19 protein-coding genes are annotated in these 23,841 nt (G+C 70.6%); 10 read left to right on the top strand and 9 right to left on the bottom strand.

The annotated features are described in order from the left end of the window. Nucleotides 1–598: urease accessory protein UreH domain-containing protein (locus JIG36_RS36860; protein ID WP_203381063.1), on the top strand; the 598-nt coding region annotated here is incomplete at its 5' end. A gap of 530 nt (nt 599–1,128) precedes the next feature. Here JIG36_RS36860 and JIG36_RS36855 read toward each other — a convergent pair. Continuing rightward, entirely contained in the window at nt 1,129–2,007 is an 879-nt protein-coding gene (locus tag JIG36_RS36855) for an alpha/beta fold hydrolase (RefSeq protein WP_203381062.1), read from the bottom strand. A gap of 146 nt (nt 2,008–2,153) precedes the next feature. On the opposite strand from JIG36_RS36855, the gene JIG36_RS36850 reads away from it, so the two are divergent. Then, complete coding sequence (locus JIG36_RS36850; protein ID WP_203381061.1) at nt 2,154–2,756, top strand: TetR/AcrR family transcriptional regulator; 603 nt, start codon at nt 2,154–2,156, stop codon at nt 2,754–2,756. A gap of 296 nt (nt 2,757–3,052) precedes the next feature. On the opposite strand, the gene JIG36_RS36845 is transcribed toward JIG36_RS36850, so the two are convergent. Continuing rightward, nucleotides 3,053–3,916: a sulfotransferase domain-containing protein gene (locus tag JIG36_RS36845; RefSeq protein ID WP_203381060.1), complete on the bottom strand. Its 864-nt coding sequence runs from the start codon at nt 3,914–3,916 to the stop codon at nt 3,053–3,055. 173 nt (nt 3,917–4,089) lie between these two features. Then, entirely contained in the window at nt 4,090–6,501 is a 2,412-nt protein-coding gene (gene pepN / locus JIG36_RS36840) for an aminopeptidase N (protein ID WP_203381059.1), read from the bottom strand. A gap of 55 nt (nt 6,502–6,556) precedes the next feature. On the opposite strand from pepN, the gene JIG36_RS36835 reads away from it, so the two are divergent. Beyond that, complete coding sequence (locus JIG36_RS36835) at nt 6,557–7,153, top strand: hypothetical protein (protein ID WP_203381058.1); 597 nt, start codon at nt 6,557–6,559, stop codon at nt 7,151–7,153. Here the strand turns inward: JIG36_RS36835 and JIG36_RS36830 are convergent. Continuing rightward, nucleotides 7,098–8,429, bottom strand: coding sequence for a radical SAM/SPASM domain-containing protein (locus JIG36_RS36830; RefSeq protein ID WP_203381057.1), 1,332 nt, complete (start codon nt 8,427–8,429; stop codon nt 7,098–7,100). The two genes, JIG36_RS36835 and JIG36_RS36830, sit on opposite strands and share 56 nt — an antisense overlap. Beyond that, nucleotides 8,426–8,839, bottom strand: coding sequence for a hypothetical protein (locus JIG36_RS36825; RefSeq protein WP_203381056.1), 414 nt, complete (start codon nt 8,837–8,839; stop codon nt 8,426–8,428). The genes JIG36_RS36830 and JIG36_RS36825 overlap by 4 nt, the downstream gene beginning before the upstream one ends. A gap of 170 nt (nt 8,840–9,009) precedes the next feature. Here JIG36_RS36825 and JIG36_RS36820 point away from each other — a divergent pair, with 170 nt between their 5' ends. Together JIG36_RS36820 and JIG36_RS36815 are read left to right on the top strand one after the other, a co-directional pair. Beyond that, nucleotides 9,010–11,826: an ATP-binding protein gene (locus JIG36_RS36820; RefSeq protein WP_203381055.1), complete on the top strand. Its 2,817-nt coding sequence runs from the start codon at nt 9,010–9,012 to the stop codon at nt 11,824–11,826. Nucleotides 11,827–11,862: 36 nt separating this feature from the next. Next, nucleotides 11,863–12,552 carry a LuxR C-terminal-related transcriptional regulator gene (locus tag JIG36_RS36815; RefSeq protein WP_203381054.1) on the top strand — a complete coding sequence of 230 codons (690 nt, stop codon included), beginning with the start codon at nt 11,863–11,865 and terminating at the stop codon, nt 12,550–12,552. On the opposite strand, the gene JIG36_RS36810 is transcribed toward JIG36_RS36815, so the two are convergent. Beyond that, on the bottom strand, nt 12,543–14,417 hold the full coding sequence (locus JIG36_RS36810) for a hypothetical protein (RefSeq protein WP_203381053.1): 1,875 nt from the start codon (nt 14,415–14,417) through the stop codon (nt 12,543–12,545). The genes JIG36_RS36815 and JIG36_RS36810 overlap by 10 nt on opposite strands. A gap of 618 nt (nt 14,418–15,035) precedes the next feature. On the opposite strand from JIG36_RS36810, the gene JIG36_RS36805 reads away from it, so the two are divergent. Further along, nucleotides 15,036–15,236, top strand: a complete 201-nt coding sequence (locus JIG36_RS36805; protein ID WP_203381052.1) for a hypothetical protein — start codon at nt 15,036–15,038, stop codon at nt 15,234–15,236. Nucleotides 15,237–15,312: 76 nt separating this feature from the next. Here JIG36_RS36805 and JIG36_RS36800 read toward each other — a convergent pair whose 3' ends face one another. Next, on the bottom strand, nt 15,313–15,783 hold the full coding sequence (locus JIG36_RS36800; protein WP_203381051.1) for a hypothetical protein: 471 nt from the start codon (nt 15,781–15,783) through the stop codon (nt 15,313–15,315). 176 nt (nt 15,784–15,959) lie between these two features. Between JIG36_RS36800 and JIG36_RS36795 the strand changes: the two genes are divergently transcribed. The 4 genes from JIG36_RS36795 (at nt 15,960) to JIG36_RS36780 (ending at nt 20,839) form a co-directional block, all read left to right on the top strand. Further along, the gene (locus JIG36_RS36795; protein ID WP_203381050.1) at nt 15,960–16,673 is read left to right on the top strand and encodes a FadR/GntR family transcriptional regulator; all 714 of its coding nucleotides are present in this window, start codon (nt 15,960–15,962) and stop codon (nt 16,671–16,673) included. Between the two features lie 379 nt (nt 16,674–17,052). Beyond that, a complete protein-coding gene (locus JIG36_RS36790; RefSeq protein WP_203381049.1) occupies nt 17,053–17,880 on the top strand; it encodes a sterol desaturase family protein in 828 nt (275 codons plus the stop codon). Then, a complete protein-coding gene (locus JIG36_RS36785) occupies nt 17,877–18,503 on the top strand; it encodes a lysoplasmalogenase (RefSeq protein ID WP_203381048.1) in 627 nt (208 codons plus the stop codon). The genes JIG36_RS36790 and JIG36_RS36785 overlap by 4 nt, the downstream gene beginning before the upstream one ends. Before the next feature lie 425 nt (nt 18,504–18,928). Then, nucleotides 18,929–20,839 carry a cellulase family glycosylhydrolase gene (locus JIG36_RS36780; RefSeq protein WP_203381047.1) on the top strand — a complete coding sequence of 637 codons (1,911 nt, stop codon included), beginning with the start codon at nt 18,929–18,931 and terminating at the stop codon, nt 20,837–20,839. A gap of 221 nt (nt 20,840–21,060) precedes the next feature. On the opposite strand, the gene JIG36_RS36775 is transcribed toward JIG36_RS36780, so the two are convergent. Beyond that, nucleotides 21,061–21,444, bottom strand: a complete 384-nt coding sequence (locus JIG36_RS36775) for a hypothetical protein (RefSeq protein WP_203381046.1) — start codon at nt 21,442–21,444, stop codon at nt 21,061–21,063. 509 nt (nt 21,445–21,953) lie between these two features. Then, nucleotides 21,954–23,774: a sensor histidine kinase gene (locus JIG36_RS36770; protein WP_203381045.1), complete on the bottom strand. Its 1,821-nt coding sequence runs from the start codon at nt 23,772–23,774 to the stop codon at nt 21,954–21,956. Between the last annotated feature and the right edge of the window lie 67 nt (nt 23,775–23,841).

Here is a 23,841-nt window from a genome sequence, read left to right as displayed (position 1 = left end):
GCACGACAGCGGATTGCTCGTTCATGCGTATTCGCGCAACGACGCAGCGTCCGGTCATGTGCTTTCGGACGACGAGGTGGCGTCCGGGCATGCGCATTCGCACGACAGCGGATTGCTCGTTCATGCGCATTCGCGCAACGACGCGACGCTCGGCCACGCGCATTCGCACGCCGAGGCTGCGTCCGGCCATGCGCATGCGTACGACGTGAGCGAAGCTGCCGGGCACGCACATCCGCACGGTCACGCACATCCGCACGGTCACGGACACTCGCACGATCATGGGCCGGGGAAGTGGGGGATCGCGGGGCTTGGGGTGGCTGGTGGGCTGGTGCCGAGTCCGTCTGCGCTGATTGTGCTTCTGGGCGCGGCTGCGCTGGGACGCACCGTGTTCGGAGTCCTGCTGGTCATCGCCTACGGACTTGGCATGGCGGCGACGCTCACCGCGGCCGGGCTCCTGCTCGTTCGGCTGCGTGATCGCTTCCAGGGCCGTTGGCGCCTGGCCCGCCGTTGGCAGGCCATCTCGCCACCAGCTACCGCGGCGCTGATCATTGTGGTCGGCCTCGGCCTGGCCGGACGGGCCCTGGCCGGCATTGCCTGAGCCACCGTTCCCGGATCGCCCCGCGTGCACCTTCCGGCTGCGCGCGGGGGCGAACCACGCGAAGAGGACGCGCGAAGTGGCATGCGAAGGCGGCGTGTGAGAGCGACGCGCGTGGGTGGCGTGCGAAGGCGACGCGTGAGGGTGACGCGCTCGGGTGGCATGCGAAGGCGGCGTGTGAGAGCGACGCGCGTGGGTGGCATGCGAAGGCGACGCGTGAGGGTGACGCGCTCGGGTGGCATGCGAAGGCGACGGGCGAAGGCGATGTTCGAGGGCGGCGTGTGAGGGCGACGTGCGAGGTGGCGGTGCGCATACGCGTGAGGGCGACGTTCGTGGGTGGCGCGACGCGCGAAGGCGACGTTCGAGGGGTGGCGAATGAGGGCGACGCGCGAAGGCGGCGTCGAAGGTGGCGTGCGAAGGCGGCGTGAGGGCGACCCGCGAAGTGGCGTGCGCATACGCGTGAGGGCGACGTTCGGGGGCGATGCGCGTGCGTGGCGGGGAGGCGCAGAGCGGTGGTGGCGGGGCAGGGGGTGTCAGGTTCGGCTGGGAGTGTTGGCGGCGAACGTGACTATGCGCTGGGCCAGCTCTTCGGGGCGCCACAGGACCACGTCGTGGGCGGCTTCGGGGATGATTTCGGCGGTGGCGTGTGGCATGTGGGTGGTTACGGTGGCTGCCACTTCGCGGGCGTTGTAGAGCTGGCTGTGACCGCCTAGCAGGAGCAGCGTGGGAGCCGTGATTCGGTTCAGCTCCTGGTCGGTCAATGGGGTGGGCATGATGTGGCGGCGGCGGAAGCCGAACGTGGCCTTGACCAGGGGCATCGCGTTGTCGTCGCGGAGGGTCACGTTGCGTAGCGGGCGGGCCAGGGCGTGCCGGACCGGGCGGGGGGTGAAGCTGGCCAGGCCGCCGGCGATGATCCAGGCCAGGAACTTCGGGCTGACCTGGCCGAAACCGCCGGGATCGAGCAGGGCGAGGCTGGCTACCGACTGCGGGGCGCGCAGTGCGTGACACAGGGCGATCCAGCCGCCGTACGACGTCGCGACCAGGTGGGCCTGGTCGACGCCCAGCGCCGTCAGGGTTTCGCGCAGCCACTGGGACCACTCGTCGCCGCTTGTGAGGGGTCGGGTCTGGACGGACGGGCCGGGCTCGCCGATGGTGTCGATCGCGATCACGGGGCGGGAGGCGGCGAGGGTGCCGACATATGCGTGCCACATCAGCGCGGGGCCGCCCGAGCCGGGGAGCAGGACGAAGGGGCTTCCGTCGCCGGAGCCGAGCCGGTGGACCCGGGTCGTGCCGAAGCTGGTGTCCACGTCGGACGGGACCGAGGACGACGGCCAGAGCCGGTCGACGAGGTCGTCGTAGACGCTGAGGAAACGGTCGCGGGCCTGATCGTTGCGGAACTCGCCGACGGGCATCTGGGCCTCCGGTGCACGTGCTCTCGGATGCGTACGTGCCGGTCACCGACGCCGCGGGAGAGGTGGCCGAAGGTGACCGACAGGGTGGCCGTGCTTTTCTGATACGACCGTACCACGAAATGTGATACATGCGTATCATCATTGATGTGCCGAAACGGGTGGACCATGAGCAGCGGCGGCGGCAGATCGGTGAGGCGCTGCTGCGGATCGCGAGCACGCGTGGCCTGCAGTCGGCGACCATGCGGGAGGTGGCGGCCGAGGCCGGGGTCTCGCTGCGGCTCGTGCAGTACTACTTCCACACCAAGGAGGCATTGCTGCTGGCCGCCCTCGCCTACCTCGGCGAGCAGCTCACCGAGCGGGTCTCGGCGAGCATCCGCGCGCTCGGTCCGGTGACTCCGCGCACGGTCGTCTACGGCACGCTCACGGCTGTGCTGCCGACGGACGACGAGAGTGTGCGGCTGACGCGGGCGTACACCGGCTTCTACACGCTGGTTTTCAGCGAGCCGGAGATGGGCGAGCGTCACGGTGCCACCTACCCCGACAAGCTGGAGTCGCTGCTGGCCCGGCACATCGCCGCAGCTCAGGACGCGGGCGAAGTCGCGGCCGACGTCGACCCGCCGCTGACCGCGGCCGCGTTGGTCGCGCTGACCAACGGGCTGGGTTCGAGCGTGCTGGGCGGTCAGCGGAACGGCGCAGCGGCGCTCCGTATCCTCGAGGACCAGCTGGGCCGCCTGTTCCGAGCCCCATAGGCAGCGAAGAGAGCGGCCGCCACACGCCGGAAGAGGGTGGTGGCCGCGCGCCGGAAGGGGTCAGCCCGGGACAGGCTGGTGACCGCGCGCCGGAAAGGTCAGCCCGGGACAGGCTGGTGACCGCGCGCCAGAGAAGGCCGGCACAGGAACGGCTGGCGGCAGCGCGCCGGAAAGGGTCGGAACGGGAGGGGCTGGCCGCGCGCAGAGAAAGCCGGCACGGGGAGGGCTCGCGGCCGTGCGCCGGAAGGGCCGGCACGAGAAGACTGGCGGCCGCGCGTCGGAGGAGGTCGGCGGGACTACTTTTGCTGGTAGGACGGGTAGCCCAACCGCTCGACGAGATCTCCCGTGACCTTGTTGAAGGCCTCGTAGATGTCGTCGTCGAAGTGGTTGGCCCAGTCTCCGGGCTGACCCTTGCGGTAGTGGGAGACCGTCGACGTCCCCTTGCGTTCGTTCATCTTCGCGAAGCTGTAGCGCGACAACACCGTCTCGAGGGCGTCCGGCGGCAGATTGATGCCGCAGTGGCTGAGCAGGGCCGCCATCTCGTCGGACTGGTTGTCGCCGGTCAGGTCCTCGTATTTGACCAGCTTGACCTCGGGCGACTGGGGCGCGTCGACCCACGAGCGGATCGCGCCGAAGCGGTTCTTCTTGGCCATGTCGCCGATCAGCCAGAGCATGCCCTCCTTGCGGGGCAGCTCCATCAGCACCTTGCGCTGTTCGAGCACGTCGCCCATGGGGCCGTGGGAGTTGCGCGTGGAGAAGTAGCTGGAGACGACCATGTCGCGCGGGTCGCGCATGACGAAGAAGGCGCGGTATTTCTCCGGCTTCGGCATCTTGTCGAAACGCGCGCGGGGGAAGAACAGCGACAAACCGATGCGGTTCGGCGGCACGACGCGCGGGTGCTTCCAGCCGTAGAAGCGCGGGTCGTACGTCAGCAGGCCGGAGTGTTTGTAGACGAGCGAGTCGCTGAACACCTCTTTGATCCACTGGCTGGCGGTCTTGCGGACCGCGCAGTGGTAGATGTTTTCGACGTCGGCCCGGGTCGCCACCGGCACGGTCATGCGCAGCCGGGCGTTGTACGCCTCGAGCTGCCCCCGGCGCGCGAGGACGCGCACCGGCTCCGGCAGGTGTTGCTTGGCGTACATGACTGCGCTGTTGAACATCGTCGGAGCCCGAGTCCTTTGCGTACGAAATCGCGGGGTCGCCGGCGGAAATGATCTTGACTGGCGTGGCGTCCAGGGACTTTACAACAAAATTGATCAAAATAGTGAGGACGTCGGCTGGGAGCTTCCTGTGATGTGACAACTCTCTAATCAGGCAACGAGCGAGACCCTGGTCAGGCTCGGGCGCGGATCATCCGGCGTAGCAGGTCGGCATACTCGAGCACGCCCTGGCGGACCACCGGCGTGGCGTCGGCGGCGGCTTTGTCGGCCCGGTCGGGGAAGTCGGCCCCGACACCGAAGCGCGGAATCAGCCGGCCAGGATAGACGACCGAGGGCACCAGGCCACTGCGCCCCAGATCGGGTAGAAGGGTCAAATACTTTTCCCCGTACGGGGCCAGGATCGTCTCCTGCCCGGGCCGCCAGAACGCGTTCGCGACGGCGCCGGTCGACCCGATCGGCACCGCCCGGTCGACCGCCAGCACCTGCCAGACCGCCGCTTTCTCACCGGCGTCGGGGCGGGCCGCCCGCACCGCGAGGGCCCGATAGGTGGCGTCGGGGTCGGGGTCACGCGCGAGCAGATCCCGTACGGCGGAATCGGTCTCACCACCCAGCTGAGCCGCGCGGATCAGGGCACGCCAGTGCAGGTCGACGTCGTTGCCGGCCCGCTCGCGCAGCCGGTCGATCGTGTCGAGATCGGGTGCCGACCGGATCATGCCGCGCAGACCCACCTGCTCGCGGCCCGGCTGCCCGGCCAGCCTCGTGCACAGCGCGTGGAAGTCGCCCATCAGGCGGTCGTCGCCGGCCCAGAACTCGGCCGCGTCGCCGGCCAGATGCAGGTAGGGCTCGATCACCGCGTCCGAGGTCTCGCGGTCGAGCACGGAGATCAGGCAGCTCAGCGCCTCGTCCGGGGTCGCGTCGCCGGTGGTCAGCATATCCCAGACCGTCGACACGGCGACACCACGTGACACCGCGGTCGGCAACGCGCCGGCGGAGTTCACCAGCGTCGCGCGGTCGCGGGCCGACGGGCGGACCGTGGCGAACGTCAGATCCTCGTCGTTGACCAGATAGAAGTCGGCCTCCGGGGGCAGGTCGACGGCGGTCGAGGCGCCCTGCACGTCGAGCGGGGCCAGCGCCGTACGTCGCAGGTCGTCGCCGTCGAAAACGTAGGAGCCGACGGCGAGCACCTGGGGTCGCGGCGGGCCGGCCGGACCCCGCCCGGTCAGCGTGCCCGGCTCGAACGTGAACCGGTCGACCCCGGCCGTCTCCAGCCAGCCGGCCCGCCACGTGTCCAGGTCGCGGCCCGACGTCGCGGCCAAGGCGTCGATCAGATCCTGCAAAGTCGTGCTGCCCCACGCGTGGCGGGCGAAGTATGCGCGCATGCCGGTGACGAAGTTCTCCTCACCGACGTACGTCATCAGTTGCCGCAGCACCGCCGCGCCCTTGGGATAGGTGATCGCGTCGAAGATGGAGGAGGCCTGAGCGACGTCGCGCACCGGCTGGCGGATCGGATGCGAGACCGGGCCCTGGTCGACCACGTAGGCCACCAGCTTGCCGGTCGCGAGCAGCTCGACCCAGGCGTCGGTGTGCCGGGTCGCGCCGACCGCCGCCCAGTAGCAGGCGAACTCGGCGAACGCCTCGTTCAGCCACAGGTCGTCCCACCAGCGCATCGTCACCAGGTTGCCGAACCACATGTGCGCCATCTCGTGCAGCAGCACCACGGCCAGCGCCTGCCGCTCGGCCGGGGTCGGCTCGGAACGCCGCAGGAAAGAGTCTTCCCAGGTGACGCAGCCCCAGTTCTCCATCGCGCCGCCGAAGTCGGGCATGAACATCTGGTCGTACTTGTGCTGCGGGAACGGCATGGCGAAGACGTCGCCGTAGAACTTCAGGCCCTGCGCGGTGACCGTGAAGATCTCGTCGGCGTCACGGTCGAGCATCGGGGCCAGCGATCGGCGGCAGAACAGGCCGAGGTCGTAACCGCCGGCCTCGCGGCGCACCTCGTGCAGCGGGCCGGCGTTGACGACACAGTTGTAGGTGGCGAGCACCGGGGTGTCCGGGAAGCTCCACCGGCGTACACCCGCAAGCCTTTCGATCTGGGGAGAACCGGTGTTGGAGGCCACCTTCCACGCCTCGGGCGCGGTCACGACGAACGCGTGCGGCGCCTTGAGGTCGGGCTGGTCGAAACAGGCGAACAGGTAGCGGGCCTCGTCGGGCGCGAACGTCGTCCAGACGTAGACCTCGCCGTCGGCCGGGTCGACCGCCTTGTGCACCCCCGGCCCGTCGGTGGTGTCGGCCTGCACACTCTCGACCCGCAGCACGTTGTGCTCGGCGAGCCGGGGAAGCGGGATGCGGCCGTCGACCGCCGGCGGCAGCGGCTCGCCGTTGAGGGTCGCCGAGATGACCGGCGCCACGCAGTCGGCGAACGTCGCGGCGCCCGGCTCGCGGCAGGTGAAGGTCACCGTCGACACGCAGACCACGGTCGAGCCGGTCGGCAGGTCGGTGAGGTCGATGGCGATGTCGTAGCGGTCGACGTCGACGAGGGCCGCGCGCTCCTCGGCCTCGACCTGGGTCAGGCTCCGTGGACTCATGCGCCCGATCGTAAATCGGTGTTTCACGATGCGCGCCCCGGTTAAACCCGGACGCATGGTTCCACTGATCATCACCACCGGTTTCCTGCTCGGCGTCGCTCTTCTGGCCCTCCTGGCCTGGCTCGCCCGGCGCCAGCACGCTCAGGCCGCCGATTCGGCGCCGGTGGTGAATCTGCCGCTGGAGGACATGGCGGCCGAGGCCGAGGCGGTCGGTTCGGCGGCGCAGCGGGCCCGGGCGGAGGCCGACGACGCGCGGCGGCGGGTGGATTCGGCCGAGCGCGTACGGGACCAGGCCGAGTACCGCTACCGCGAAGCGCAGTACGGCCCGCGCCCCGACGAGGACGAGCCGTGGCGGCTGGTGGAACGGGCGGCCCTGGACGCGTACGGGCGCGGTGATCTCTCGGCCGCCCAGCTGGACGCCATCTGGCAGCAGGTGCCCGGCACCGGCCTGGACGTGCGTGAGGACGCCGTGCAGCACGCCCGCCGCCAGTACGAGACCGCCGCCGCCGAGGCCGTGCGGCTGCGGCAGCAGGCACACGTCGCCGGCGTGGCGGCCGAGGTGCTGGCCGAGGAACAACGCGTCGCGGCCGGTCAGCTCACGATGGCCCGGCAGTCGGCGAGCGGAGGGCTGACGGGCCTCTTCGCCCCGTGACCACCCGGCGGATCTGCTGCTCGGTGCGGAGCCGGAAGGTCGAGCAGCGGGTGTCGGGGGCGGCCGAGGTCATCGCATGGTACGCACAACCGCCCATGCAGACCGGCAGGGCGACGCACGTCCGGCATTCCGGATCGCCGAACGGGTCGTACGTCAGCCATTTCGACAATCGATCACCCGCCTGCGGCCAGTTCCGCAGATTGCCGATCACTTCGGCCGGATCGCCGATCGTCTCCGTGCACTTGTAGATCTCGCCCCGCGACCCGATCACCAGTTCGTTGTCGCGGACCGCCGTGCACGGCGCGCCGGTCGGCTCGGGCAGGCCGGCGGTGACAAAGCCGAGTCGGGCTGCGGCTTCGGTGAATTGCTCCTCGGCCTCCGCGAACCCGGTCCTCGACAGGCAGGCGGTCGCATAGCGGGCGCTCGGCGCGAGCGGGTTGGCCGTCGTCGCGACCACCTGCGCCGCGTAGACGCCGATGCGCCCGGCCAGCCCGGCCGCGGCCAGGATCTCGAGCAGCCGCGGCGCCTCGCCGACGTTGGCGGTGTCCAGGTTGACCCGCACGGTCACGTCGAGGATGCCGGCGACGGCGGTGACGTTGGCGAGCAGTTGCTCGAAGGTGCCGCGGCCACCGGCGAGCGGGCGGCGGCGGTCGTGCACCTCGGGCGGGCCGTCGATGGTGACCTGCGCGGCCTCCACCCGCCGTTCACGCAGGAGCCGGGCGGTCGGCGCGGTCAGCAGATGACCGTTCGTGACGATCTCGGCGGCGTAGGCCACACCGGCCGCCGAGCAGCGCGCGATGAAGTTGTCCGAGAGGCTGAGCAGCGATTTCAGGCCCACCAGGGGCTCGCCGCCATACCAGAGCACGCCCAGGGAGCGTACGGCGGAAAGCTTCTGATCGACGAGGCGCAGCAGACTGGTCTCGACGTCGTCGTCCAGCAGTGACGGATGCTTGGCCTCGAAGCAGTAGGGGCAGTCGAGGTCGCAGCCGAGACTCGGCACGATGGTCAGGTGGAACCGGCCGCGATTGCGCCGCGTCCGCTCGTAGCGCTGCCGCAGCAGGTCGAGTTCGTCGGCGTGGTCGGCCACGATCGCGCGGGCGTCGACCAGGGTGTCGATGAGCGCCGGGTCGATCGTGACGGTGTCGTCGCCCGCGATGAAACGGCGGGTCGGTTCACGCTGCGACAACGGCATCGACACCGTACGGCCGGAGAAGCCGTTGTGGACGTACGTCGTGGGACCGTCGTCGAGCCAGGTGTTGTACCGCGACTCCTTCATTTCTTCTTCTTCGGCTTCAGCGCCAGCTCGAGCCACTCGGCGGCGCCGGGACCCCAGAGCAGGACGACGTCCATGCCGCTGCGGACCAGCCGCCCGGTCACGATGGTGCACGGCCGGCCCCCGGCGGACGAGCCCAGATCATCGGTCATGGCCGCCAGGCCCGCCTCCACCTTGGCCCGTGTCTCCTTGGCGCTCCTGCCCGCAGGTGCCGGCAGGCCCTGGGGCGCCGGCGCATCGTCGTCGATCGGCTTGGTTTGCAGCTCGCTCGCCTTGCGGGCGCCGTCGGTGAACCCGTTGAGATAGGCCACGATGATGTCGACGGCCCAGCCGATCTCGTCGGGGACCGGTTGGGCGTGGGGGCCGCGTACCGCCAGCCGGCCGAAGGGGGACGTGTCCGTGCCATCAGACATGGCGATCACTCCATTGGATCAATAAATGATCTGACATCAATGATCGGAATGGCGGTTCTTCCCTTTTCTGAGCTTCCGCCGAAAAAAGCGGATGTCAATAAGGTGAGCGGCCGATTCCGGTGCCCGTAAACGAGATGCGGCGACGCGGCGGGTCCGCCTAGCATCGCGGCATGGCTGGACGGCCGCGGGTCGTCACCGCAGTCGTGACGCAACCCGCCACGATGGTCGAACGCGTGCGGGAGCTCGCCGCCCTGCGCGCGTGCCTGCACGACGTCCGCGACGGCCAGGCCCGCGTGGTCGTGCTCGAGGGCGCGGCCGGCGTCGGCAAGACCGCCCTCTTGCGCGAAGCCCGCGACCACGCCGAGGCGGAAGGCTTCCGCGTTCTCGGGGCCCGCATGCCCCATCTGGCCGCCACCGCGCCCCACGAGCTGCTGCGCCGGCTGTTCGGCCCCGAAGTGGATCGGCTCGGCGGGCCGCAGGCTCTCACCGGCGCCGCGGCCTTCGCGGCACCCCTGTTCACGCCGGGCGCGACCGCGGGCTCCGGAGTGGACTACGGCTGCCAGTGGCTCCTCGCCGCGATCGCCGATGCCGGCCCGCTGCTGCTCGCGGTCGACGACGTGCACTGGGCCGACGTCGACTCGCTCCGGATCCTGGTCGACGCGCTGGAAGACCTGCGCGGCGCCCCGCTGGGCATCGTGGCCACCTCGCGGCCGATGGCGGCCGACCCGGCCGTCGAGGCGATGCTGGCCCGGCTCGCCACGCTGCCCGGCGCGAGCGTGGTGCGGCCGGGCCCGCTGACCGAGGCCGGCGTCGCCGCCGTGCTGTGCGCCGCGTTCGGCGAGGATCCCCACCCGCACTTCACGCTGGCCTGCGCCCAGGCGAGCGGTGGCAACGTCTTCTATCTGCGTGAGCTGGTGCGCCCGCTGGTGGCGGCGGGCCTGTCCCCGACCGCGGCCGCGGCGGCCGAACTGGCGGCGAGCGGTCCCCACGCGCTGGCGGCCACCGTGCGGTGGCGCCTCGACCAGCTCGGCCCGCTCGCCACCGCGCTGGCCCAGGCCGCCGCCGTGCTCGGCGACGACTCCCCGCTGCGGGTGGTCGCCGCGCTGGCCGAGACCGGCGGCGATCCGGCCGGACGGGCGGCGGCCGCGCTCGAGGCGGCTTCCATCCTGGGCCGGGCCGACCCGGTGGTCTTCCCACACCCGCTCGTGCGGGCGGCGGTCGAACGCACCGTCCCACCCGGACAGCTCGGACGGCTGCACGCCCGGGCTGCGCGGGTCCTGCTCGACGCGGCGGCCTCCACCGCGAAGGTCGCCCGTCACCTGCTGCGGGCGCCGCCCGAGGGTTCGGCCCGCGTGGCCGGTCTGCTCACCGAGGAGGCCCGGCGCAGCCTCGATTCCGGCTCGCCGGAGACCGCGCAGCGGTTGCTGACCCGGGCCCTGGCCGAACCGCCGGCGCCCTCGGCCCGGCCGTCCGTGCTGCTCGCGCTGGCCCAGGCCGACCGGGCGACCGGCGCGCCCGCCCGGGCCCAGGAACACCTGGTCGAGGTGATGGAGACCGGGCCGCGCGACCTCTCGATCACGGCCATGGCCGAGCTCTTCGATCTGCTGTACGAGCTCGACGACCAGACCGGCGTGGACCGGTTGCGCCGCCGGGCCTTCGAGGCGGAGCCTTACGGAATCAGCCCGGCCGAGGTCCGCCTCCGCGCCGAACTGCTGCTGGACGTGGCCGCCGGTCGTGCCGATCAGGCGCCCGAGCGACTGACCCGGATCGACCTGAGCAGCATCGACATCCAGACCGGAGAGCAGCGCTACCTGCTTCTCTGCGTCGCCATCCACCACCGGGCGACCGGAGAGTGCCCGCCCGAGGAGTTCCTGGGGCATCTGCGGCGCGTGGTCCAGGACCTGCCCGAGGGCCGCCCGCTCACCGGCTGGGAGGTGACCGCGGCGCTCGAATCGGCGGCGTTCCTCGCCTCGGCCGAGGCCATGGCCGACGCCGACGAGGTGCTCGAACGGCTGCGTCCCGACGTGGCCCGGCTGCGCCGCGTGTCGCCCGGGCTGCAGGCCGAGTGGTCGCATCGCAGCGTGCTGAACTGGCTGCGGTGCGGGCGGTTCGAGGAGGCCCTGGTGGCGCTCGCCGAGGCCGAGACGTTCGCCGACCGGCACGGGCTGACCCTCTATCAGAGCGTGGCCAACTACGCCCGGGGCTGCATCGCGCTGGAACGCGGCGACTACGCCGGGGCGGCCCGCCACCTCAAGTCGGGGCCGGCCGAGACGGTCTTCGCGACCGCGCTGGGCGAGCTGGTGGCCGGACGCCCGGAACAGGCTCTGCTGCTTCTCGACCCGCCCGAGGGCGACGGCGGGGCCGTCACCGAGCGCGAGATCGAGGACGAGGTTCACCTGCTGGCCAGCCACGCCCACCAGATGCTCGGCCACCGCGATCTCGCGTTGCGCGAGGCGGAGCACGAACTCGCCGTACGACTGCGGCACGGCCCCTCCTTCCGGCTCGCCCTCGCCCTGCGGCGGCGGGCCTCGTTCGCCCCGGCCCGCGAGGCGGTCGAACTGCTCGAACGGGCGATGGGGGAGTGCGCGGGCACCCCGCGGTTGCCGATCCGGGCCCGGGTCCAGGCCAGCTACGGCGCCGCGTTGCGCCGGGCCGGTCGGCTGCGCGAGGCCCGCACCGAACTGGCCTCGGCCCTCGATCTGGCCGAACGGCTCGGGATGAACCGCCTGTCGCGCCGCGTGACGGCCGACATCCGGGCCGCCGGCGGTCGCCCCCGGCGCACCCGGGTCACCGGATGGGCGTCGCTGACCGGCAGCCAGGCCGCGGTGGCCCGGCTCGCGGCCGACGGACACACCAACCGGGAGATCGCCGAAAGCCTCTACGTGACCATCAAGACGGTCGAGACGCACCTCGCCGCGGTCTACCGCAAACTGGCCGTACCCGGCCGCGACCACCTCCGAGCGCAAATCTCAGGGTGGGCACCCTGACGCCCGCGCACCCTCGCAGAAAAGACGATTGCTCCCATGCTTGGTCACGAAACCCCGCTCGGCCTCGCCGCGCCGACGACCATCCGGGTCGTGGTCGCGGACGACGAGCCGCTGATCCGCGCCGGCCTGGCCGCCCTGCTCTCGGCGGACACCGGCATCGACGTGGTGGCCGAGGCCCGTACGGGGTTCGACGCCGTCACCGCCGCCTCCGTGCTGGAGCCGGACGTGCTGGTGCTGGGCCTCCCGTCCGGCGACGAACCGGATGTGATCGCCGACGCGGCCCGGTCCGTGCGGGTCCTCGCCACCACCGCCGACTACTCGGCGCCGCGCGTCTGGGCCGCCCTGCGCGCGGGCGCGGCCGGATTCCTGCTCAAGTCGCGGCCCCCCGAGGTGCTGCAGGCCGCCGTCCGCGCGGTCGCGCTGGCCGGGGTCTGGCTCGACGACGTGTTCGTCACCGACATGCTGGGCGAGATGGCGGGCCGCGCGCCCGACCGCGCCACCTCGTCGGTGCTGATCCGCCGGCTGACCCCGCGTGAGCGGGAGGTGCTGGTGCTGCTGGCCAACGGCCTCGGCAACGAGGAGATCGCCGAGCACCTGTTCCTCAGCGAGGGCACCGTCCGCACGCACATCGGGCACATCCTGATGAAGCTGGAGTGCCGCGACCGGACCCGCGCGGTCGTGACCGCCTATCGCACGGGCCTGGTCGGCGCGCTGCCTCACTGGTGAAGCACCCGCTCGGCCAGTTCCCGGGTCTCCCGGGCCGTGACCTCGTCGAAGTTGAGCATGGCCACCGGGTCGCCGGTGAGACGGCTCAGCAGCCGGCCGGCGCGGGCGTTGTCGGCCCGCCCCGGGGCGAAGCGCTTTCCCCCGTACGTCAGGTAGGCCCGTGAGTAATGGATTCCGAGCGTCCGGGTGAGGGACGCCGCCAGCGGATCGCTCATGCCGAACCGCGACACCCGCTCCTCCTGGATGGCCTGTACGGTGTCGGCCGCGCTGCCGCACGCGTTCCCGCCGCCGAGCGCCTGGAACGCGCCGACGTCCGGTTCCAGCAACTGGACCCCGTGCCGCTCGTCGTCGCGGGTCTTCGGGTATTCGATCCAGACCTTCAGCGGCGCGCCCACCACCACGAGCGGGCTCTCGTCCGGGCTGGGGTCCGGGGAGGACAGGGACAGCACCGGGGTCAACTCGTAGCCGCCTGGTTCGGCCATGGGGAAGCCGCCGGCGCCGAACCAGAGGGAGACGTTGCTCTCCACCATCCGGTTCGTCTCGAGCGTCGTCTGACCCGCCGACTGGTTCAGGCACCGCTGCACCATGGGGACGAAGGACTGCGGCGGCGGCGCGTTTCTCGTTGTCCGCCGCACCGAGATGCCCAGATAGCCGGCCTTGATGTCGAGGGCGCCCGCGGGCAGCACTATCGTCTGGCCGCTCCGGTTGAGCAGGGCGATCTTCAGCTGCACCTGCTGGCCGAAGGCGAAGAACGGGTCGCCCGACTTCGGTACGAGCTTCAACTGCAGCTTGGAATCGGGAAGAGTGGGCGTGAAAGCGGGTTTGCCGCCGGGCGCCAGGCTCCAGTAGTCGAACGAGTGGAACTCCGCGCCCCCGGGAATCACCGAGGAACGGTTGCCGTGCCGCAGGAAGGCAAGTTCGTCCGGGTCGAATTGCTGCTTCGAATCCAGCCAGTACTGCTCCTCCTCCTTGCCGCCGAGGTATTCCCAGGGGTAGTTCATGAAGGAGGTCGATGCGTTGCGACCGATGGCCGGTTCGAATCGGTGGGTCAGATTGAGGGCGTGCCCGACCTCGTGGACCATCGTCCAGAGGATCTGACGCTCGGGCTGGTTGTTCGCGAAGCTCCGCCGGATCTCGTCGACGAAGATCGCGCAACCCTGCCGGGGGTTGTCTCCCCGCAGATCGAACATGACACCGTACAACTCCGGCCGGGTGGGTTCCGAGAGCATCAGCATGTGCACCTGCCACGCCGGCACATCGAGATCCAGCTCGGTGTAGCGGCTCATCGCCAGGTTGAACTGGTCGATGCCGCTGATCACGCCGAGAACGTTGGCCTCGTTCCAGTCCCAGCCGCCGTTGTGCGCGGGGATCAGTGATTTGTCGCCGGCCGGGACGACCTCGACGCCGGCGTACGCCATCCACTTCTTGAAGGTGACGGGAATGCCGCTGCCGTCGACCGGCTTGGGCAGCGCGACACCTTCCTCGATCTCCGTCTCGACGCCCAGCTGCCGGTACGCCTCGCCCTGGCGTTTCAGGGCGGCCTTCACCACTGTGCCGAACGGCAGACCGTTCAGCGGCCCGTCGAGCTTGAACTCGACGGCGACCGCGTCGGCGCCGTCCGGCCTGACCTGCACCGTTCCCCGGGTCACGTCGCCGTTCTGCGCGTCGCACACCACTGCCCACGGCCCGCCCGGCGTCGCCGCGAGGGCGGTGCTGGTGCGGAAGGACGCCAGATAGGCCGGCCCGGCCGCCCTCGACAGGGCGACGTCGCCGCTGATCACGCCGCGGCCGTCGTCGCCGGTCTGGTCGATCCGCAGCTCCACGAGGAACCGGCCGTTCGCGCCGTCGTACCGTCCGTCAATCATGAGAACCTCGATTCTCTGTCCGCGTCCGACTCGATTCTGGTGCGGCCGCGGGCGGTGCGCGTCAGCCTTTTCTCCGGTCCGCGGTGTCGGATCTGGGACGTAGAAAAACGATCATCCCGGCCGATCCGCGTATGCCTTGCGACGTATTCCGAGGGCGCGGCAAGCGCGGATAAACCGATGCCCGGGGCCTTTACCGGAATGACGATGGAATGGTATTTGCCGGCTCTTTCCGAAGGCTGCCATGGCGATCACGACCATCACCCCGGCCCCGCGCGTTCCCGAATCCGACCCCAGTCTCGGCGTCGACGTGCCGGTCACGGGAAACGGCGATCCTCCTCATCGGCTGGTCACCATCGGCGACCCTGTGCCTTTACCCGACCGAGCCGTCCGCCGGACGGAGCCGGACCGTCTTCGACCTTGCCGCCGAGCTCGGTGCGGGCTCGAACAACGTGCTGCCCGCGGTCACCAAGCTGAGGGTGGTGTGGAGCGAGCGGGGCTACGACACCCTGGCCGGCAAGAAGGACTTCACGGTCTGGCGCCCCGAAGACTTCCGCGAGGAACCGGCCCAGGTCGACCAGCGGGTCGACCGACCAGTACAACGCGGACATCACCGAAGTCGTGCGCAAAGCCCGTACGGGGGGTGCGGACTGGTATCTGCTCGAGCTGGCCGGCGTTCTCGACCGGCTGGCCGACCGCCGCTACATCGAGGACCCGACGGCCCGGCCGGACTGGTGGCGGCCATATCCATTGCCGCCCGCGTTGGCCGAGGTCGATCCGCCGATCACGTCGAAGTTCCTGGTCCGCGGACGGCTGCTTTGAGCCGGGTCCGGTTGCTGCTTTGTGCCGGGCCCGGCTTGCGGTGGTGGTGGTGGCCCTGCGGGTTTCGCCGCGTGGATCAGGTGCAGTGGCGCTGGACGGGGGAGAGCCATTCGGTCAGGGTCGGGCCGAGTGTCTTGTCGACGTCCTTCGTGGTCTTGATGGCGCCGAAGAACTGGGCGTCGGTCGACTTGGCGTGCATGCGGTCCGCGGCCTGCTTGCCGTCGGCCTTCAGCTGGGCGTCGGTGCTGGCGGCGGTCGCGTCCTGCACGGCCGTGGCGAAGGCGGCCAGCGACTGCTGGGCGGTGGCGATGGTCTTGCGGTCCGTCACGAACCGGGTCAGTGCCTCGGCGAAGGGGGCCATGTTCTTCCCGTACGCCTGACCCAGCGCCTCGCAGGTCGTCCGGATCGCGGCCGGGGCCGTGGAGGCGGGCGCCGCGGCCGCGCCCGGAGTGCCTACCGCCGGGTTGCCCGAATTGGTGGCGGTGCCGCAGGAGGCGACGGCCCCCAGCAGGCCGGCGGCGAGCAGGACGTGTGCGGTGCGGCGCATGAGCACCCCTAGGTTTCGGGAGTCGGGTGGGTGGGAGCGCTCCCACTGGTCCTGCACGATACGACGCGAAACGAAGCTTGTCGATTGCTGGTTCGCGTTCCACCCTCGCGCTCCGCCGAACATCTACTGGTCCAACCAGTTGACGGGTTGATGTGAGGGCGGGCACACTGCGGGGCATGACGTTCGATCCGATCCCGCGGCACTCCGTCTCCGACCAGGTGTTCGGCCGGCTGCGCGACGCCGTGGTCAGCGGGCGGTATGCGGCCGACGAGCCACTGCCGAGCGAACGCGAGCTCGCCACGCTGTTCGGGGTCAACCGTCACGCCGTACGGGAGGCCCTGCGCCGCCTGCAGCAACTCGGCCTGGTCAAAGTCAGTCAGGGTGGCGCGACCCGGGTGCTCGACTGGCGCTCGACCGCGGGGCTCGACCTGGCGATGGTGCTCGCCGGCGCCGAAGACGTGCTGCCGGTCGCGACCCTGGGACGCGACGTGCTCGAGATGCGGGCGTGCATCGGTGCCGACGCCGCACGGTTGTGCGCGGAACGGTCCGATCCGTCCGCGCGGGCCGCCATCGCCGCGGCCGTCGAGGCGTACGCGCAAGCCGTTCCCGACCTGGAACAGATGGGCGCGGCCGACCGTGCACTGTGGCGCCGCATCGTCGAGGGGTCCGGCAACATCGCGTATCTGCTGGCCTTCAACAGCCTTACCGCGGGGACGCTCGCCATCGGCTCGGTTCCGGCCCCCCGCCGCACGGCCGAACTGCTCGATGTCACCGCCCACCGCCGTCTCTCCGAGCTCATCACCGCGGGCGACGCTCCCGGCGCCGAGTCCGCCGCCCGGTCCCTGCTGGCCGTCCCCGCCGGTCGCGAATCCGAGTCAACGCACTCCTGACCCGCCGCCGATCCACCTCCGGCGCGCCTCCCACGCCACCTTCGGCCCGCCTCCCACCGCACCTTCGGCCCGGCTCTCTACCGCACCTCCGGCCCGGCTCCCTACCGCACCTCCGGCCCGGCTCCCTACCGCACCTTCGGCGCGGCCTCGACGCGTCTTCGACCCCGCTTTCGTTACGACGCCCGACGCTCGTTCGGCTCGCCCCCGACATCACCTTCGGCCCGCCCCCGACATCAGCTTCGGCCCCGTCGTCCACTGGCGGCTCGGCTCTGACCCGCTTGGGCTGGAGCTGCCGGGCCCGGCTGACGCGGCCGGGTCTTGCCGCATCCGCTGTGTGCCGGTGCTTCCGGCGTACCCGAAAGATCGGAGTCCACCGCCGATGATTCCCGCCGTCCTCTATGCGGTTCCCGCGTTTCTGCTGCTCATCGTGATGGAGGTGCTGTCGTTCCGGTTCCTGCCGGACGACGAGGAGCGCGGCTACGAGGCCCGCGACACCGCCACCAGCCTCTCCATGGGCCTGGGTAGTCAGATCATCGGCGTGCCGTGGAAGCTGTTCACCGCCGTCGCGTTCGCCGGGCTCTACGTGATCAGCCCGTTCCGGCTCGACCCGGGCGACTGGTGGGTGTGGGTGCTGCTGTTCTTCGCCGACGACTTCGCCTACTACTGGTTCCACCGGCTCCACCACGAGGTGCGCGTGCTCTGGGCCGGGCACGTCGTGCACCACTCGAGCCAGTTCTTCAATTTGTCGACCGCGCTGCGGCAGAGCTGGACCCCGATGACCGCGCTGCCGTTCTGGCTGGGCCTGGCGCTGCTCGGCATGCCGCCGTGGATGATCTTCCTGCAGCAGTCGATCAGCCTGGCGTACCAGTTCTTCCTGCACACCGAGCGCATCAACAAGCTTCCGCGGCCGGTGGAGTGGTTCTTCAACACGCCGTCGCACCACCGCGTGCACCACGGGTCCAACGATCCGTACCTCGATCGCAACTACGGCGGCATCCTGATCATCTGGGACCGCCTGTTCCGCAGCTTCGAGCCCGAGGGCGAAAAGGTGCGCTATGGCCTGACCAGCAACATCACCACGTTCAACCCGCTGAAAGTCGCCACCCACGAGTACGCGGCGATCTGGGCCGACTTCCGCTCCGCCCCCACGTGGCGCGCCCGGGCCGGCTACGTCTTCGGCCGCCCCGGCTGGAGGCCCGCCGCATGACCCCGGCGCCCCTGCTCTGGTTCGGCGTCGTCGCCGTCGTGGAGCTGATCGCGGTCGCGGCGGACTGGGCGGCCCTCCAGTGGATCGCCAAGCCCCTGCTGGCGCCGCTGCTGATCGCGTATCTCGTCCAGCGCGGCGCGGCTTCCCGGGCCGTGGTCGTAGCGCTGGTCTTCGCCACGGCCGGCGACATCGCGCTGCTGGTCCCCGGCCGGCCCGCGTTCCTGATCGGCATGGTCTTCTTCCTGGGTACGCAGATCAGCCTGATCGTCGCCTTCGCGCGGCGGCCGGTGGCCGGGGCGGCGTTCGCCGTTTACGGGTTGCTCTGGCTGGGGGTGAACGCCCTGCTCTGGGGCCAGTTGGGTGCCCTGCGTATCCCGGTGCTTTTTTACAGCCTCGCCCTGACCGTGATGGCGGCCACCGCGGCCGGAGTCTCCCGGACGGTGGCCGTCGGGGGCGCGTTCTTCCTCGTCTCCGACCTGCTGATCGGCGTCGGCGCGGCCGGGACGCGGGCGCCCGCTCACGACATCCTGGTCATGAGCACCTACTGCGCGGCGCTGGCCCTGATCGCGACGGGGTGGTCGCGCCTCCGAGCCCGTACGGGCGTGTTGTCCGCCCGGCCGTGAGTCGATGAGCCGTTGGCGGTGACGTGCCCTGACAGTCAGACGGGCGCTGACAGTCAGGGCGGGCGCTGTCGGGCGGTCGGGCGCGGTCAGGCGGGCGCGGTCGTGCAGGCGCCGTCGGGCGGTCGGGCGTGGTCGGGCGAGCGCTGTCGGGCGGTCGGGCGTGCTCGGGCGGGCGCTGTCGGGCGGTCGGGCGTGCTCGGGCGGGCCCTGCCGGGCAGTCGCGCGTCGGGCGGTGGGGCGGTCGGGTGGTCGGGTGGTCGGGCAAGGAGTTTCGAAAAGGTTGTTCCGTTTGTCGAACACATTAAATACTGTCGATGGGAGCGCTCCCACCCGTCACCCCGATCCCCGTCCTCGATCCGGGAGTACATGTGTTTCTGAAGAGAGCAACCAAGGCCGTAGCCGTCGCAATCGGCCTTACGCTGGCCATGCCCGGCGTAGCCGCGTCGGCCGCGAGCACCACCGAGAAGGCCGCCATCGTGCAGCAGCAGGCAGCAGCCGCCCCGGGCTCGGACTGGCTGCACGTCCAGGGCAATCAGATCGTTGACGCCGCGGGCAACCCGGTCTGGCTCACCGGCGTCAACTGGTTCGGGTTCAACGCGTCCGAACGCGTCTTCCACGGGCTCTGGTCGGCCAACATCACCCAGGTCACCAAGTCGATGGCCGACCGCGGCATCAACATCGTGCGGGTGCCGATCTCGACGCAGCTGCTGCTCGAGTGGAAGAACGGCCAGGCCACCGCGCCCAACGTCAACACCTACGCCAACCCGGAACTCGAGGGTAAGAACAGTCTGCAGATCTTCGAGTTTTGGCTGGGCCTCTGCGAGACGTACGGAATCAAGGTCCTTCTCGACGTGCACTCGGCCGAGGCCGACAACTCGGGGCACGTCCACCCGGTCTGGTACAAGGGCTCGATCACGCCGGAGCTGTACTACCAGGCCTGGGAGTGGGCGGCGACGCGCTGGAAGAACAACGACACGGTGGTCGCGTTCGACCTCAAGAACGAGCCCCACGGCACGCCCAACGACACCACCCGCGCCAAGTGGGACAACTCGACCGACGTCGACAACTGGAAGTACACGGCCGAGACCGCGGCCAAGCGCATCCTCGCGATCAACCCCGAGGTGCTGATCCTGGTCGAGGGTCAGGAGGTCTACCCGCGCGAGGGCAAGACCTGGAGCTCCCCGAACACCAACCCCGACCTGTCGCCGAACTACTACTACAACTGGTGGGGCGGCAACCTGCGCGGCGTCAAGGACTACCCGATCAACCTGGGCACGAACCAGGACCAGCTCGTCTACTCCCCGCACGACTACGGGCCGCTGGTCTACAACCAGCCGTGGTTCGACAAGCCGTTCGACAAGACCACGCTGACCAATGACGTGTGGCGCCCGAACTGGCTCTACCTGCACGAGAACGGCACCGCGCCGCTGCTGATCGGCGAGTGGGGCGGCCGGCTCGGACAGGACGCGCGCCAGGACAAGTGGATGACCGCGCTGCGTGACCTCATCGTCGAGCACAAGCTGCACCAGACGTTCTGGGTGCTCAACCCGAACTCGGGCGACACCGGCGGCCTGCTGCTCGACGACTGGAAGACGTGGGACGAGCAGAAGTACGCGCTGCTCAAGCCGGCCCTGTGGCAGTACGGCGGCAAGTTCGTCAGCCTCGACCACCAGGTGCCGCTGGGTGGCACCGGCAGCACGACCGGCATCAGCCTCGGCCAGCGTTACAGCAGCGGCGGGGGAACGGGCGACACCACCGCGCCGACCACGCCCGGCCAGCCCGCGGCGAGCGACATTTCCGGTACGGGGGTGACCCTGACCTGGGCCGCCTCGACCGACAACGTGGGCGTGACCTCGTACGACGTCCTCCGCGGAAGCGCAGTCATCGCCACCGTGTCCGGAACGACGTACGCGGTGACCGGCCTGACCCCGTCCACGGCCTACTCGTTCACTGTCCGAGCCCGTGATGCGGCCGGCAACGTCTCCGCCGCGTCGGCCGCCCGTTCGGTGACGACGACCGCGGGCGGAGGCGGCGGCACCAGCCAGGGCTGTGAGGCCGTCTACAAGACGACCAGTTCATGGACCGGCGGTTTCCAGGGCGAGGTCACCGTACGCAACACCGGCACCTCCGCCGGCACGCGCTGGACCGTTTCCTGGACGTACCCCAGCGGCACCACGGTCGCGTCGCTGTGGAACGGCGTGCTCACAACCCCGGCCGTAACGGTCCGCAACGCCGACCACAACGGCGCCCTGGCCGCCGGCGCAAGCACCACGTTCGGCTTCATCGGCAGCGGCCCGGCCACCACGCCGGCCCCCATCACCTGCACCTTGAGCTGACTACGGGACCCGGTCAGCTACGTCGTGAGCTGACCGGGTTCCCTCAGCACAACTAACTGCGACGCCGACGACCTGCACGTCAAGCCGATTCATCGGCCGCAGCCTCGTGCCGACCGTCCAGCTCGCCGTAGCACAATCCGACCGCTCGCGGGGCGCTATCCACAGCCGCGCACTTGTCCACAGGAGCCCGCTCTCACCACCCCGAAGATCGGCCCACCTCACTAAAATGGGGCTGGGCGGGGGTCCCCCGGTAGGGCGGGCCCTGTTTTGATCACGATCATGACCACGGCCACGACGACCGCGATCACGTGTGCCACGGCCACGACGACCGCGATCACGTGTGCCACGGCCACGAGGGCCACGGCAACCAGGGCCACGGCCACGACGACGGCCATGACCACGACCCGGACGACGGCTTCGACGACGACCGCGATCACGACAATGGCCCCGACCGCGATCACGACGACGGCCACAGCCCCGACCGCGATCACGACGACGGCCACAGCCCCGGCCGCGATCACGACGACAGCCACGGCCACAGCCACAGCCACGGCCACGGCCACGGTCGCGATCACGACGACGGCCGGCGGGGCGGCGGCAGCCACGAACTCTCGGCAGCCTAGCCCGGGGAGCCGTTCGATCACGGTCCAGGATCGTCGGGCTGGTACGTGCACGGACGCGTGCCTGAACCACGCGGCCGCGGCGCACGCCGGTGCCATCACGGCGGACTCACCATGCCTGATCACGGCCATGACGGTCCTGGGGTTGGGCGCCACCACTTACTCACGTCGCCGTGGTGGGGTTCGCGTTCTGGACGCGCAGCGGCCAGCGAAGCCCGCCGCGGTCCCCGCGGGAGCGACGGTCCGTCACCCACCGCCCGGCTGGGACATCCGGCTCTTGACCTTGGGTTCTGGGATTCGAGCGTGGCCGGCGGCTATTCACGAACCCGCAGCGAACGCCGGCTCTTGACCTTGGGTTTCCGGGATTTCGAGCGTGGCCGGCGGCTGTCCATCAACCCGCTACGAATGCGGCTCTGGAATCTCGAACGGGCGCGGGATATCCAGGAATCCGCAACGAACGCCAGCTCTTGATCTGATCCTTGAACCTGGCCCGGCTATGACATCTGCTTCTGGGCGGGCGGGGCGTGGGACACCGGGATGCGCGAATCCTCGGGCACGGTGAACCAGAAGACGCTTCCCCCCTCGGGGTTGGAGTCGACGCCGACCCGGCCGTGGTGACGCTCGACGATGCGGTGCACGATGGCGAGCCCGAGGCCGGTTCCGGGGAAGTTCTCGCTGCCGCCGACGCGACGGAAAGCGTCGAACACCGCGGACCGGTCGTTCTCGGGGATGCCGATGCCGTTGTCGCTCACCTCGCAGCGCCAGCGGCCCTCGGCTATCGGGTGGCAACCGATCCGGACGTGGGGTTCGCGTTCGGCGGGCGTGTATTTGATCGCGTTGCCGATCAGGTTGTCGAGCACCTGCCGCAGCAGGGTCGGGTCGCCGTAGACCGTGGGCAGGTCGCCCACCACCACCTCGGCCGGGCGGTCGGCGGCGCGTTCGCGGGCGATCTCCTCGGCCAGGCGGTGCAGGTCGACCGGCACGTTGGCCATGGGCCGGTTCTCGGCGGTGGCGTAGTCGAGCAGGTCGTCGATGAGCACCCGCATGTGGTCGGCGCCCTTGCGCAGCCGGGCCAGGAAGTCGCGTTGCATGGGGTCGAGCCGGTCGAACGCCTCCTCCTGCAGGAAGTCGGCGTAGCCCATGATCCGGGCGAGCGGGCTGCGCAGGTCGTGCGCGACAACACCGGCGAACCCGACCAGTTCGGTCTCCCGCTGCCGCAGCCGGTGTTCGACCTCCTCGCGGCGGGCGATGTCGGTGCGCAGGGCGGCCGTGGCCTCGTCGACCCGGCGCAGGGCCCGGTTGCGCGACGTCACGATGGTGCCGGTGAGCGCGACCAGCAGGGCCGTGAGCACGAGTCCGACCGCCCCGGCCACCTTGTCGAGGCCCTGGTCGGTGCCGGTGAGCAGCCGCTTGGTGGCTTCGACGCGCAGGGTCCAGGAGCGCTGGGCGACGGGGAGCGGCTCGTCGCGGGCGCCGATGCTGGTGTCCAGCGGCACGCCGGGCGCCCAGGTGGCCATCGGCAGCGGGTCGCCGGACGCGTCGTCGAGCAGCGTGACCGCCACCCGGTCGCCGGCCGAACCGGCCACCACCTCGCTCAGGAAGTCGCCGCCCCGCACGCCGAGCATCAGCCAGCCCCGGAACCGCCCGTTGTCGGCGGCGCCGGGCGAGGTCGCATAGACCGGGGCGACGAAGACGAACGACAGCTGGCGGCGTTCGAGCGGCAGGTCGGAGTCTTTGAGCAGCCGGTACGTGCGGCTGACGGCGACCCGGTGCCCCTGCTCGGCGATGTCCATGGCCTCGACCGCCTGGGCCGAGGTCGACATGTCGGTCCCGATGGACGAGCCCATGTCGTCCATCGACTTGCTGAGCACGGCGAAACGATGGGCCGAGGCGCCGTTCGGGCGCAGCGTCAGGCCGGTGGCCCCGAGTTTGCGCCAGCGTTCCTGCAGGGTGGCCACGTCGCCGTCGGCGGCGGGGACGACGAACGAGAGGCCGGTGCCGCCCGGGAACCGCCGCCGGTCGACCGCCGCCGTGATCGCGGTGAACTCGGCCGCCTCCAGCTCCGACTGCGCCCCGACGGCCGCGGCCAGGTCGAGCAGCGAGGCCGAGTAGCGGCTGACCTCGGCCGAGATCGCCTGCGAGATGATCGTGCTGCGCTGGCCGAGGGATCGGGCCAGCCGGTCCCGTTCGGCGTTGTGCAGGGCCAGGGCCGCCATGCCGGTGCCGGCCAGCCCCACTACGGCGACCAGCACGAGCACCACCACCGACCGGCGTAGCCCGGCGGGCCGGGCGGACGGGTCGGCGCTGGGGGTCACATTTGCGAAAATACGCCCGTTGCGCGGGCCTTCGTGCCGGTTCCCAGCGTTGATCAGCTAGTTCTCA

The organism is Paractinoplanes ovalisporus, from assembly GCF_016834655.1.
GTDB classification, from domain to species: Bacteria; Actinomycetota; Actinomycetes; order Mycobacteriales; family Micromonosporaceae; genus Actinoplanes; species Actinoplanes ovalisporus.
The sequence above is the reverse complement of the archived record's forward strand: the minus strand, read 5'-3'. Positions and strand labels throughout refer to the sequence as shown.